Here is a 12,488-nt window from a genome sequence, read left to right as displayed (position 1 = left end):
GGGCGGCGATTCACGATGGCGGAAAACAGACTGATCCAGGGGCGGTACCGGCTGCTCGACACCATCGGGCGCGGCGGCATGGGCGAGGTCTGGCGGGCCCGCGACGAATCACTGGGGCGGCAGGTCGCCGTGAAGTGCCTCAAGCCCCTCGGGCCGCGGCACGAAGCGTCGTTGCTCCAGGTGCTGCGCGAGCGCTTCCGCCGCGAGGCCCGGGTCGCGGCCGCCCTCCAGCACCGCGGTATCACCGTCGTCCATGACTTCGGCGAGGACGACGGCACCCTCTTCATCGTCATGGAGCTGCTGAGCGGCCGTAACCTCAGCCAACTGTTGGACGACAACCGGCGACAGCCGCTGCCCGTCCCGGACCTCGTCGAGATCGCCGAGCAGGTCACCGCCGCGCTCGCGTACACCCACGAACAGGCCGTGGTGCACCGCGATCTGAAGCCGGCGAACATCGTCCGCACCGCCGACGGCACGGTCAAGATCTGTGACTTCGGCATCGCCCGCCTCAACCACGACATCGGCTTCACCGCCCGCCTCACCGGCACCGGCATCGCCATGGGCAGCCCGCACTACATGTCGCCCGAACAGATCGGCGCGCACCCCGTAGACCACCGCAGCGACCTCTACTCGCTCGGCTGTGTGCTCTACGAGCTGGCCACCGGCGTCCCGCCGTTCGACCTCGGCGATGCCTGGGCGGTGCTCGTCGGGCACCGGGACACCGCCCCGACACCCCCGCGCACGCTCCGCCCCGACCTGCCCGAGGCCTACGAGCGGATCGTGCTGGAGCTGCTCGCCAAGGATCCCGACGACCGGCCCGGCGACGCCGACGAACTGGCCAAACGCCTCGCCGACGCCCGCCATCCGCACTCCGGCCGGGGCGGCGGGGAGACCACCGTCCCGGTCCCGCGGCTGCCCTCCTGGACCCGGGGCATCGGCGCCGGCTCCCCGGCGGGCACCGCCCGGCGCCCTGGCCCCCGGCCGTCCGACCGGGCCGCCGCGATCCTCACCGACACCTGGACCGGAGGCGCACCGCAGCGCGGTGCCGACGCGCCCGGCGGCACGTTCGCCAGCCCCGCACCCCCGGCCGGCCGACGGGCGGCCCTCGCCGCCCGCCTGGAGACCGCCCACGAGCGGGGCCGCGCGGGCCAGTACGTCGAGGCGCACCAGATCTACGCCGAGGTGCTGGCCGGCCAGGAACGCGTCCTGGGACCCGACCATCCGGACACCCTGAGCTGCCGCCACCACCTCGCGCTCAACCTCGGCCGGCTGGGCCGGCTGGAGGACTGCCGCACCCTGACCCACGACGTGGCCGAGGCGCGCGCCCGGGTACTCGGCGCACACCACCCCGACACCCTCACCACCCGCTACGAACTTGCCTACGTCCTCGGTCAGTTGGGCGACTGGGCGGCCTCGCTCCAGACCTGCCGGGAGGTCGCGGCGGCCCGTGCCGCCTCGCTCGGTCCGGAACACCCCGACACCCTCGCCGCCCGCTACGAGATCGGTATCGGTCTCGGGCGGCTCGGCCGCAGCGCGGAGGCACTCGCGCTCTACCGCGACCTGATCGCCGCCCGCACCCGCGTCCAGGGCGCCGACGACCCGGACACCCTCCGCGCCCGGCACGGCCTGGGCGTCAACCTCGGACGGCAGCACCGCTGGCAGGAGGCGCTGGTCGAGGCCCGCGAGTTGGCCGCCTCGCGCGAGCGGGTGCTCGGTCCGGACCACCCCGACACCCTGGTCAGCCGCCGGGAGACCGCCGTCGCCCTGGGCTGGCTCGGCCGCTGGAGCGAGGCGTTGGAGAGCTACCGGCTGGTCGCCGAGGCTCGCGAACGGGTGCTGGGCGTCGGCCATCCCGGCGCGCTGGCCAGCCAGAACGACCTGGCCGAGTGCCTGGAGCAGCTGGGCCGCACGGACGAGGCGGCCGCCCTGCACCGCCGGGTCGCGGCCCTGCGCCGGGAGCGCGCCGCGCGCCGGCGCTAGGGTCTGTCCGATAGGTCTCGTGAGGCCGCCCGGAGCGCGCAAGGACGGCACCTCGCCGGACACCCTGGAGGCGGGGAAGTAGATAATGTGGCCATGGCAAATACCACAGGAGCAAAGGTCGTTGTCGTCGGAATCGGCGTCCTCGGCGCGGTCGCCGCACTCGCCGTGCTGTGGAGCTTCAGCCTCGTCGTGTGCATCATGTTCGGCTGGTCGCCTCTGGTGCCATGACTGACCACCGAATCGATCGACAGGTGGGCCGTTTCGTCGGACAAGCCCCGGGGCCGGTCCGATGGGTCGTGGCCGGGTCCGCGGCGCCGACCCATCGGACCGACCCCAGGTCCGCGCGTCACCCCGGTCAGTCCGGGGTGACGCGGTAGAGCACCGTGCCGTGCGCCGGTACGTCCCGCGCCACGATGTCCTCGTCGCTGCGCGTACGGCGGTCGGTGACCAGGTCGTGCAGCCGGTAGGAGGAGGCGTCCGGCAGCCCGGCCGCGCCCGCCGTGACGGACAGCGTGCGCGCCGTGTCGCCCGCGTTGAACAGCGCGATCGCCCATGCGCCGTGCCGCAGCGGCTTGGCCAGCACCGTTGCGTCCTCGCCCTGCTGCACGATGCGGCCCTGGACGCCGAGCGGATCCTGGTCGACGGCGATGACCCGCTCGTTCCCCAGGACCTCGCGGGCCGCCGGGGACAGCTTGCCGAGGTCCGTGCTGGAGATCAGTGGTGCCGCCATCACCGCCCACAGCGACATCTGGCTCTGCATCTCCTGCCGCGTCAGGCCGGTGTCGCCGGCCAGCAGGAAGTCCGGATCGTTCCAGCGCCCGGGCCGCTGGAGGTCGGCCAGGTCGGCGTTGTAGCGGAAGTTGTAGACGATCGAGGCCCACTTCGCGGCGGGGGTGCTCTGTTGCAGCGCCACGTCCCGGCCGCCCCGCCACAGGTTGCCGAGCTCGGACGACCAGCCGATGACCCGGTGCCATACGGCGTCGCCGTCGAACTGGAAGTAGGCCGGCGCCGAGATCGAGAAGGTGATCGGCCGGCCGGCGGTGCGCAGGGCGGCGCTCATCTGCCCGTACACATCGCGGTAGGTCTGCTCCTTGCTGTGGCCCGGGACGGTGGGCACGTTGCAGCCGTCCGCCTTGACGTAGTCCACCTTCCAACGGGCGAACAGCTGGGCGTCCGCCTGGAAGTGGCCGAGGCTTCCCGGGTACTTCTCGCAGGTCAGCGTTCCGACATCGGCGTAGATGCCGAACCGCAGCCCCATCCGGTGCAGCTGCTGGCCGAGGTACGCCAGGCCGTGTGGGAACTTCGCCGGGTCCGGCACCAGCTCGCCCTTCGGGCCGCGCTGCCTGCCCATCCAGCAGTCGTCGACGGTCACGGTGTTGTAGCCGCGCCGCGCCAGCCCGGTGCGCACCAGCGCCCGCGCATTGTCGAGGACGACCTTCTCGTCGATGTGGCAGGTGTAGTACGACCAGTTGTTCCAGCCCATCGGCGGTGTCGGGGCCAGATTCGGGTACGGCTCGGTGGCGTGCGGCACGCCGGGGGAGGCGGCCGCGGGTGCGGGGGCTGCGAGCAACCCGGCCGAGCAGACGGCGGCGGTGGTGAGTCCGGCGAGGGTGCGGCCGATGCGGGGTACCGAGGAGTGGGGCACGGGTCACCTCACGGGTGGGCGGGACGGCCTGGGGAGTACGGCGGGGAGGCGCCGGGACGGAGCACGGCCGGACGCTAGGAGCAGCCCCCCGGTCGGTCAAGAAGCCGCACCGACCGCACCGAAGGTTTCAGCCGCGTGCCGCTGGCGGCCGGGATCACCGCGTGTTACCAAGGGGCATGCCGGAACGGACTTCGTATGACGCGGTCATCGTCGGCGGCGGGCACAACGGGCTGGTCGCCGCCGCCTACCTCGCACGCGCCGGGCGCAGCGTGCTCGTGCTGGAGCGGCTGGACCACACCGGTGGTGCCGCCGTGTCGACCCGGGCGTTCGCCGGGGTCGACGCCCGGCTCTCCCGCTACTCCTACCTCGTCAGCCTGCTGCCGTCGAAGATCGTGCGGGACCTCGGACTGCGCTTCGCGGTCCGCAAGCGCACCGTCTCCTCCTACACCCCCGCCGTGCGCGGCGGCCGCCCCACCGGCCTCCTGGTCGGCGGCGACGAGGCCCGCACCCGGGAGTCCTTCGCCCGACTCACCGGTTCCGAGCGGGAGTTCGACGCCTGGCAGCGCTTCTACGGCACCACCAGGCGGCTCGCCGAACGGGTCTTCCCCACCCTGACCGAACCCCTCCCGACCCGCGCCGCACTGCGCGCCACCGTCGACGACGACGCCACCTGGCACGCTCTCTTCGAACGCCCCCTGGGCGAGCTGGTCGAGGAGACGTTCCGCGACGACCTGGTCCGCGGCGTCGTCCTCACCGACGGCCTGATCGGCACCTTCGCCACCGCCCACGACCCCTCGCTGCGCCAGAACCGCTGCTTCCTCTACCACGTCATCGGCGGCGGCACCGGCGACTGGGACGTCCCCATCGGCGGTATGGGCGCCCTCACCGACGCGCTGGCCGACGCCGCCCGCCGGGCCGGTGCCGAGATCGTCACCAACTGCCCGGTGACCGCCCTCGCGACGGACGGCCGCAGCGCGGAGGTGACCTGTGTGCAGGGCACGATCGGCGCCCGCCGGGTCCTGGTCAACGCCTCGCCGAGGGAGTTGGCCCGCCTCCTGGGCCAGGCCCCGCCGCCGCCCGCCGAAGGCGCCCAGCTCAAGGTGAACATGCTGCTCACCCGGTTGCCGCGGCTGCGCGACGACCGGGTGGACCCCCGCGAGGCCTTCTCCGGGACCTTCCACATCGCCGAGGGCTACGAGCAGTTGGAGCGCTCCTACCGGCAGGCCGCAGCCGGCGAGCTGCCGACCTCCCCGCCCTCGGAGATCTACTGCCACTCGCTCACCGACCCCTCGATCCTCGGCGCCGACCTGGTCCGCCAGGGCTACCAGACGCTCACCCTCTTCGGCCTGCACGCCCCGGCGCGGCTGTTCGCCGCCGACGACGCGGACCACCCGGCCACCCGCGACCGCCTGCTGGCGGCCACCCTCGCCGAGCTGGACGCCCACCTCGCCGAGCCGCTCGCCGACTGCCTGGCCCACGACGCGGACGGCCGCCCGTGCATCGAGGCCAAGTCCCCCCTCGACCTGGACCGCGAGCTGGGCCTGCCGGGCGGCAACATCTTCCACCGCGACCTGGCCTTCCCGTACGCGGACCCGGAGGGCGGGCCGGCCCACGGAGCGGCGGCGCGCTGGGGGGTGGCCACCACGCACCCCACCGTCCTGTTGTGCGGGGCGGGCGCGGTGCGCGGCGGCGGGGTGAGCGGAATTCCGGGGCACAACGCGGCGATGGCGGTGCTGGAGGAGGGGTGAGATGCCGTCGGTCCGCCGAGAAGTCGGGCCGCTCGACAAGTTTCTGACGCTACATCAGAAAATCTCTTCCCTCGAACGGCCCGCTGCGGCATCCTGCGCGCATGCAGACGGAGCTGAGCAACACGCTGGGAGCGGAGCACGCCGTCTTCGGGTTCACGCCCTTCCCCGCGGTCGCCGCCGCGATCACCCGGGCCGGCGGCTTCGGGGTGCTCGGCGCGGTCCGCTACACCGCGCCGGACGACCTGGCCCGCGACCTCGACTGGATGCAGCAGCACACCGACGGACTGCCGTACGGCCTCGACGTGGTGATGCCCGCCACGAAGGTCGAGGCCCCCGACGGCCGTCCGCTGACCGAGGCCGACGTCGAGGCGATGATCCCCGCCGGGCACCGCCGGTTCGTCGCCGAGCTCCTCGAAAAGCACCAGGTGCCGCCGCTCGCGGAGGGCGAGACGTCCGGCTGGCGGATCACCGGGTGGCTGGAGCAGGTCGCCCGCACCCAGCTCGACGTGGCCTTCGACTACCCGATCAAGTTGCTCGCCAACGCCCTGGGCTCACCTCCACCCGACGTCGTCCGGCGCGCCCACGACCACGGCATCCTCGTCGCCGCACTGGCCGGCAGTCCACGACACGCCCGGCACCACAAGGACGCCGGCATCGACATCGTCGTCGCCCAGGGGTACGAGGCCGGCGGGCACACCGGTGAGATCGCCACCATGGTCCTCACCCCGGAAGTCGTCGCCGCCGTCGACCCGCTGCCGGTGCTCGCCGCGGGCGGCATCGGCACCGGCGAGCAGATCGCCGCCGGGCTCGCCCTCGGCGCCCAGGGCGTCTGGCTCGGCTCGATCTGGCTGACCACCGAGGAGGCCGAACTGCACTCCCGGCGGCTGACCGCGAAGCTCCTCGCCGCCGGGCCGGGCGACACCGTCCGCTCCCGCGCCCTGACCGGCAAGCCCGCCCGTCAGCTGCGCACCGAGTGGACCGACGCCTGGGACGACCCGAACGGCCCCGGCACCCTCCCGATGCCGCTCCAGGGCCTGCTGGTCGCCGAGGCCAACTCCCGGATCCAGCGGCACGAGGTCGAGCCGCTGCTGGGCACCCCGGTCGGCCAGATCGTCGGCCGGATGACCAGCGAACGCAGCGTCCGGGCCGTCTTCGACGACCTCACCCGCGGGTTCGAGCGGGCCGTCGACCGCATCAACCGCATCGCCGGACGCGCATGACCCCCAGGAGGACAGTGGAATGACCAAGGACTCCGCACCGCCCAACGGCTTCTGGGCACAGGCCACCGCCGACCCGGACCGCACCGTCCTGATCGCCCCGGACGGCGAGGAGTGGACCGCCGGCCGGTTGCACGCGGCGAGCAACCGGCTCGTCCACGGGCTGCGCGCGGCGGGGCTGGAGCGCGGCGACGCCTTCGCCGTGGTCCTCCCCAACGGCGTCGAACTCTTCACCGCCTACCTCGCCGCGTCCCAGGCCGGCCTCTACCTCGTCCCCGTCAACCACCACCTGGTCGGCCCGGAGATCGCCTGGATCGTCGCCGACTCCGGCGCCAAGGTGCTGATCGCCCACGAGCGGTTCGCGGCGGCCGCCCGGGACGCCGCCGACGAGGCGGGCCTCCCGGCCGACCGGCGCTACGCCGTCGGCGACATCGACGGCTTTCGCCCGTACGCCCAACTCCTCGACGGGGAGCCGGAGTCGGCGCCCGACGGCCGCACCCTGGGCTGGGTGATGAACTACACCTCGGGCACCACAGGCCGTCCGCGGGGCATCCGCCGTCCGCTGCCGGACAAGCTCCCGGAGGAGACCTACCTCGGCGGCTTCCTCGCCATCTTCGGCATCCGGCCGTTCGACGACAACGTGCACCTGGTCTGCTCGCCGCTCTACCACACCGCCGTCCTGCAATTCGCCGGCGCCTCACTGCACATCGGCCACCGCATCGTCCTGATGGACAAGTGGACGCCGGAACGGATGCTGGCCCTGATGGACGCACACCGCTGCACCCACACCCATATGGTCCCCACCCAGTTCCACCGCCTGCTCGCGCTGCCCGCCGAGACCCGGGCGGCGTACGACGTGAGCGCCATGCGGCACGCCGTCCACGGCGCCGCGCCCTGCCCCGACCACGTCAAACGCGCGATGATCGACTGGTGGGGCGCCTGCGTCGAGGAGTACTACGCGGCCAGCGAGGGCGGCGGTGCCTTCGCGACCGCCGAGGACTGGCTCAAGAAGCCCGGAACGGTCGGCAAGGCCTGGCCGATCAGTGAGCTGGCGGTCTTCGACGACGACGGCAACCGGCTGCCCACCGGCGAACTCGGCACCGTCTACATGAAGATGACCACCGGAGGCTTCAGCTACCACAAGGACGAGGACAAGACCCGCAAGAACCGGATCGGGGACTTCTTCACCGTCGGCGACCTGGGCTACCTGGACGAGGACGGCTACCTCTTCCTCCGCGACCGCAAGATCGACATGATCATCTCGGGTGGGGTCAACATCTACCCCGCCGAGATCGAAGCGGTCCTGCTGAGCCATCCGGCGGTCGCCGACGCCGCGGCCTTCGGCATCCCGCACGACGACTGGGGCGAGGAGGTCAAAGCCGTCGTGGAACCCGCCGAGGGCCACACCCCGGGCCCCGACCTGGCCGCCGACGTCCTGGCCCACTGCGCCCGCCGACTGGCCGGCTACAAACGCCCCAAGTCCGTCGACTTCCTCACCGCCATGCCCCGCGACCCCAACGGCAAGCTCTACAAGCGGCGGCTGCGCGACCAGTACTGGGAGGGGCGGCAGCGCAACGTGTGACCGACCGTCATGCACAGGACCGGACACCGACCCCATGCGTCAGCGTGAGCCGCTCCCACCCCAACGGCTAGCCTGGACCCGGTAACGCGGCTGGTGCCGAGGGACAGTCCCCTCGGAGCGCACGCACGGTCGTCATGGGGGAAGTCGAACAGGTGGAGCAACCGGCGGAAGACCTCGGGGATGAGCTGCGGCGGCTGCACCGGGCCGCCGGAAGTCCGGCCGTGGGCAGGCTCGTCGAGCTCGCCCACGGGCGGCTCCCCGCCGGCCAGCGGCCGACCGCCGCCGCGGTGCACGGCTGGCTCCACGACGGCACCGCGCCCGCCTCGTGCACGGTCCTGCTGGCCTTCGTCGAGCTGCTGGACGGCCTCGCCCGGCAGACGGGCGGCGAAGGTCACCTGCCGCGGTCGCCGCAGTGGTGGGAGCTGCTGTGGTACCGCACCACGCACCCGCCGTCCGACGCACCGGGCGAGTCGGTCGGCAACGTCGTCGACGGGCACGCCCGACTCCTCGGCCCCACCGTGCAGGCCGGCGCCATCAACGGCGGCGTCCACGTCCACCCGCCCCCCGACCCCGCCAACGCCCCGTCCGCACCGCCGTCCGGCGTGCCGCAGCAGCGGGACCCGCGCGTGGTGATCCGGGTGCAACGGGGCACCGAGACCATCGAGTTCTACGATGAGGGACTGGCGCGCATCTGGATCACCGCGGTACTGGACCAGCGGCAGTCCGAAGACGGGGGGCGGGGCGATGAACACTGACCACGGAATCGATCCGGCGACCGCACTGCGGGCCGCGGAGATCCTGGAGTCCCCACGCCGTCTGCACCGGGGCCTCGAGGAGACCGACGACGCCATCGCGACCCTGGACAAGGTGCTCACCGCCACCCCTCCCGGACCGCTGCACATCACCATCCTGTCCAACCTCGGCCTGATCCGGATGGTCCGGTTCCAACTCACCTCGTCCCTGGCCGACCTGGACGCCGCCATCTTCTGCTTCCGGGAAGCCCAGGCGGCCCATGCGGCGCAGCCGCCCCAGGACCTCCACCCCGAACTGAGCGCCACGATCCCCAACCTCATCGGGGCCCTGCACGCCCGGGCCGAGTACACCGGCAACTGGGAGGACCTGGACGAGGCGATCGTCCTGGGCCGTGACGCGGCGGTCCGCATTCCGCCCGGCCTGCCGCAGCGTTCCGCGGCGCTCGCCAGCCTCAGCAGCGCGCTGCGCATCCGCTACGAGCGGTCGCGGTACGAGGGGGACCTCACGGAGGCCATCGACCTGGGCCGGCAGGCCGCCGCCGATCTGCCCGAGGACCATCCGCGGCAGGGAGCCGTGCTGTCCAACCTCGGCAGCTCCCTCATGGCGGCCGGGATGCTGGAGGACGCCCTCGCCGCGTACGGCAGGGCCGTCGAGCGGTTCGACGCGGCGGGCAACCGCCACGGCCTGGCCCGTACGCTCAACAACCTCGCCGGGGCGCTGACCCAGTCCGGCCGGATCGTCGAGGCGATGGAGGTGTCCTGGCGCGCGCTGGGGGAGTTCCGCGCCATCGGGGACGCGTCCGGCGAGGCCCGGGTCAAGAAGAACGTCACCTCGTCCCTTGCCCTGTGGGAGGAGTCCGCGGCGCGGGACGCACAGGAGGTGCGCTCCCTCTACGCCCGCGTCCTCGCGGACTGCCTCCGGACCCTGGGCGAGGACGACGCCACCACCCGAACCGTGCGCGACCGGCTCGCCGCTCTCCGGCGAGCGGGGGACGGCCCGGACTCGGGCCTGTCCGACGGGCCAGGGTCGGAAAGGCTGCCCTAGGAGCCGCCTCCCACTCGCCCCCGCGCGGCCGGGTGTCTTGACCCCGGGTGGGGTGCGGTCGAGGATCGCGCCATGAGGCGAGCGCGGAGCAACACGGTCGACGGAGTCCTGCGGCGCAGCGCCCGGCGGGTGCCCGGGCGGACCGCGGTGCGGTACGGGGAGCGGGCCTGGACCTACCGGGAACTCGACGACGCGGTGACCGCCGCCGCCCGGGTGCTGCTGGCCTCGGGCCTGCGCCCCGGCGACCGGGTCGCGTCCTACGGGCACAACTCCGATGCGTATCTGATCGGTTTCCTGGCCTGTGCCCGTGCCGGACTGGTGCACGTACCGGTCAACCACGGCCTCACCGGCGAGGACCTGCGCTACATCCTGGAACAGTCGGGCAGCGCACTGGTGCTCACGGACACGGCACTGGCGCCCCGGCTGCCGGACTCCGCACGCACCCTGCCGCTGTACGGCGCGCCCGACGGGCTGCTGGAACGGCTGGCGGCCTTCGGGGCGACGCCGGACGCGGGCGACGACGGGGCGGACGCGCTGCCCGACGTCGCGGACGACGACCTGGTCCAACTCCTCTACACCTCGGGGACCACGGCCCTCCCCAAGGGCGCGATGATGACGCACCGGGCGCTGGTGCACGAGTACACCAGCGCCGTGGTCGCCCTCGACCTCGCCGAGACGGACCGGCCGCTGCACTCGCTGCCGCTCTACCACTCCGCGCAGATGCATGTGTTCCTGCTGCCCTACCTGGCGGTGGGCGCGGAGAACACGATTCTGGACGGGCCCGACCCGGAACGGATCTTCGAGCTGGTGGAGGCGGGCCGGGCGGACAGCCTGTTCGCACCGCCGACGGTGTGGATCGCGCTCTCCCACCACCCCGGCTTCACCACCCGGGAGCTGGGCGGGCTGCGCAAGGCGTACTACGGCGCCTCGATCATGCCGGTGCCGGTCCTGGAGCGGCTGCGCGCCCGGCTGCCCGGACTCGGCTTCTACAACTGCTTCGGGCAGAGCGAGATCGGGCCGCTGGCCACCGTGCTCGGCCCGGACGAGCACGACGGGCGGCCGGCGTCCTGCGGGCGGCCGGTGCTGTTCGTCGAGGCCCGGGTGGTGGACGAGGAGGGCCGCGACGTACCGGACGGCACCCCGGGCGAGGTCGTCTACCGGTCCCCGCAACTGTGCACCGGCTACTGGGACAAGCCCGAGGAGACCGCCGAGGCGTTCCGGGACGGCTGGTTCCACTCCGGCGACCTGGCCGTGCGCGACGCGGACGGCTACCTCACGGTGGTCGACCGGGTGAAGGACGTCATCAACTCCGGTGGGGTGCTGATCGCCTCGCGCCAGGTGGAGGAGGCGCTCTACGGGCATCCCCAGGTGGCCGAGGTCGCGGTCATCGGGCTGCCGGACGAGCGGTGGATCGAGGCGGTGACCGCGGTGGTGGTGCGGCGCACGGACGGGACGGACGAGCGCGAGCCGGTGGGGGAGCAGGAGTTGATCGAGGTGGCCCGCGCCCGCCTGGCACCGTTCAAGGCGCCCAAACGGGTGATGTTCGTGGACGCGCTGCCGCGCAACGCCAGCGGGAAGGTCCTCAAGCGCCGGCTGCGCGAGCGGTTCGGCACGCCCTGAGCGGCGCGCGGAGGGCGACTGTCAGTGCCCCCTGCCATGCTGAGGAACGGCGGGACAACAGCGCCGAACGCCTCGATCCGCACGACGGAGGAGCACCCATGCTGACCACCAACTACGTTCCCGGCACACCGAACTGGCTCGACCTCGGGGCGCCGGACGTCGACGCCGCGGCCGCCTTCTACGCGGCCGTGTTCGGCTGGACCTTCCAGTCGGCCGGCCCGGATGCCGGCGGCTACGGCTTCTTCCAACGCGACGGGAAGACGGTCGGCGCCGTCGGCCCGCTGACGGAGGAGGGCGCCGGCTCCGCCTGGACGGCCTACTTCCACACCCCCGACGCGGACGCCACGGCCAAGGCGGTCGAGCAGGCCGGCGGCGCGGTGCGGGTCGCGCCGATGGACGTCTTCACCGCGGGTCGGCTGGCGGCCTTCACCGACCCGGCGGGGGCCGATTTCGCGGTGTGGCAGCCGGGCGACACCGCCGGCCTGGAGACGGTCATGGAGCCGAACACGCTCTGTTGGACGGAGCTGTACACCACCGACGCGGCCGCGGCGAAGGACTTCTACCGCTCGGTCCTCTCCTGGAGCTACCAGGACATGCCGATGGGCCCCGACATGGTCTACTCGATCGTCTCCGCGCCGGGCGGCGGGAAGGGCGACGACACGGGGCAGGGCGGCATCATGCAGCTGACGCAGGAGCACCTCGACGCGGGTTCGACGTCGGAGTGGCACCCGTACTTCGGTGTGACCGACTGCGACGCGACGTTCGCCGCCGCCACCGACCACGGGGCCACCGTCCTCATCCCGCCGGTCGACGTCCCGGGCGTCGGCCGGCTGGCCATGCTGAAGGACCCGGCCGGGGCCCCGTTCGCGCTGATCAAGGGGGATCCGAACATGACCTGA

The 12,488-nt window shown here is 73.0% G+C and carries 10 protein-coding genes; 9 read left to right on the top strand and 1 reads right to left on the bottom strand.

The window, feature by feature from the left end; all coding sequences use genetic code 11:
• The first annotated feature begins 15 nt into the window (after nucleotides 1-15).
• Together AB0C96_RS17005 and AB0C96_RS17000 are read left to right on the top strand one after the other, a co-directional pair.
• Complete coding sequence (locus AB0C96_RS17005; protein ID WP_362918126.1) at nucleotides 16-1,980, top strand: serine/threonine-protein kinase; 1,965 nt, start codon at nucleotides 16-18, stop codon at nucleotides 1,978-1,980.
• 93 nt (nucleotides 1,981-2,073) lie between these two features.
• Nucleotides 2,074-2,208: a hypothetical protein gene (locus tag AB0C96_RS17000; protein WP_362918124.1), complete on the top strand. Its 135-nt coding sequence runs from the start codon at nucleotides 2,074-2,076 to the stop codon at nucleotides 2,206-2,208.
• Nucleotides 2,209-2,335: 127 nt separating this feature from the next.
• Here the strand turns inward: AB0C96_RS17000 and AB0C96_RS16995 are convergent, their stop codons facing one another.
• Nucleotides 2,336-3,625 (bottom strand): glycoside hydrolase family 27 protein, encoded by a 1,290-nt coding sequence (locus AB0C96_RS16995; protein WP_362918122.1) that lies wholly within the window; start codon nucleotides 3,623-3,625, stop codon nucleotides 2,336-2,338.
• A 176-nt stretch (nucleotides 3,626-3,801) separates the two neighbouring features.
• On the opposite strand from AB0C96_RS16995, the gene AB0C96_RS16990 reads away from it, so the two are divergent.
• From AB0C96_RS16990 to AB0C96_RS16960, 7 genes are all read left to right on the top strand, one after another.
• Nucleotides 3,802-5,373: an NAD(P)/FAD-dependent oxidoreductase gene (locus AB0C96_RS16990; RefSeq protein WP_362918120.1), complete on the top strand. Its 1,572-nt coding sequence runs from the start codon at nucleotides 3,802-3,804 to the stop codon at nucleotides 5,371-5,373.
• Nucleotides 5,374-5,474: 101 nt separating this feature from the next.
• Nucleotides 5,475-6,593 (top strand): nitronate monooxygenase family protein, encoded by a 1,119-nt coding sequence (locus AB0C96_RS16985; RefSeq protein WP_362918118.1) that lies wholly within the window; start codon nucleotides 5,475-5,477, stop codon nucleotides 6,591-6,593.
• 19 nt (nucleotides 6,594-6,612) lie between these two features.
• Nucleotides 6,613-8,172 carry an acyl-CoA synthetase gene (locus tag AB0C96_RS16980; protein ID WP_362918116.1) on the top strand — a complete coding sequence of 520 codons (1,560 nt, stop codon included), beginning with the start codon at nucleotides 6,613-6,615 and terminating at the stop codon, nucleotides 8,170-8,172.
• Between the two features lie 134 nt (nucleotides 8,173-8,306).
• Nucleotides 8,307-8,927, top strand: coding sequence for a hypothetical protein (locus tag AB0C96_RS16975; RefSeq protein ID WP_362918114.1), 621 nt, complete (start codon nucleotides 8,307-8,309; stop codon nucleotides 8,925-8,927).
• Nucleotides 8,917-9,969, top strand: a complete 1,053-nt coding sequence (locus AB0C96_RS16970) for a tetratricopeptide repeat protein (protein ID WP_362918112.1) — start codon at nucleotides 8,917-8,919, stop codon at nucleotides 9,967-9,969. Before AB0C96_RS16975 ends, AB0C96_RS16970 begins: the two co-directional genes overlap by 11 nt.
• Nucleotides 9,970-10,041: 72 nt before the next feature.
• Nucleotides 10,042-11,589 (top strand): acyl-CoA synthetase, encoded by a 1,548-nt coding sequence (locus tag AB0C96_RS16965; RefSeq protein ID WP_362918110.1) that lies wholly within the window; start codon nucleotides 10,042-10,044, stop codon nucleotides 11,587-11,589.
• Between the two features lie 98 nt (nucleotides 11,590-11,687).
• Complete coding sequence (locus AB0C96_RS16960) at nucleotides 11,688-12,488, top strand: VOC family protein (protein ID WP_362918108.1); 801 nt, start codon at nucleotides 11,688-11,690, stop codon at nucleotides 12,486-12,488.

The sequence above is a fragment of the Streptomyces sp. NPDC048506 genome, assembly GCF_040651315.1.
In the GTDB taxonomy this organism is placed as follows: Bacteria; Actinomycetota; Actinomycetes; order Streptomycetales; family Streptomycetaceae; genus Streptomyces.
The sequence above is the reverse complement of the archived record's forward strand: the minus strand, read 5'-3'. Positions and strand labels throughout refer to the sequence as shown.

Bases quoted from the DNA above. Each gene is read 5' to 3' on its own strand.
- AB0C96_RS17005 (WP_362918126.1), top strand. From the start codon at position 16: ATGGCGGAAAACAGACTGATCCAGGGGCGGTACCGGCTGCTCGACACC.
- AB0C96_RS17000 (WP_362918124.1), top strand. From the start codon at position 2,074: ATGGCAAATACCACAGGAGCAAAGGTCGTTGTCGTCGGAATCGGCGTC.
- AB0C96_RS16990 (WP_362918120.1), top strand. From the start codon at position 3,802: ATGCCGGAACGGACTTCGTATGACGCGGTCATCGTCGGCGGCGGGCAC.
- AB0C96_RS16985 (WP_362918118.1), top strand. From the start codon at position 5,475: ATGCAGACGGAGCTGAGCAACACGCTGGGAGCGGAGCACGCCGTCTTC.
- AB0C96_RS16980 (WP_362918116.1), top strand. From the start codon at position 6,613: ATGACCAAGGACTCCGCACCGCCCAACGGCTTCTGGGCACAGGCCACC.
- AB0C96_RS16975 (WP_362918114.1), top strand. From the start codon at position 8,307: ATGGGGGAAGTCGAACAGGTGGAGCAACCGGCGGAAGACCTCGGGGAT.
- AB0C96_RS16970 (WP_362918112.1), top strand. From the start codon at position 8,917: ATGAACACTGACCACGGAATCGATCCGGCGACCGCACTGCGGGCCGCG.
- AB0C96_RS16965 (WP_362918110.1), top strand. From the start codon at position 10,042: ATGAGGCGAGCGCGGAGCAACACGGTCGACGGAGTCCTGCGGCGCAGC.
- AB0C96_RS16960 (WP_362918108.1), top strand. From the start codon at position 11,688: ATGCTGACCACCAACTACGTTCCCGGCACACCGAACTGGCTCGACCTC.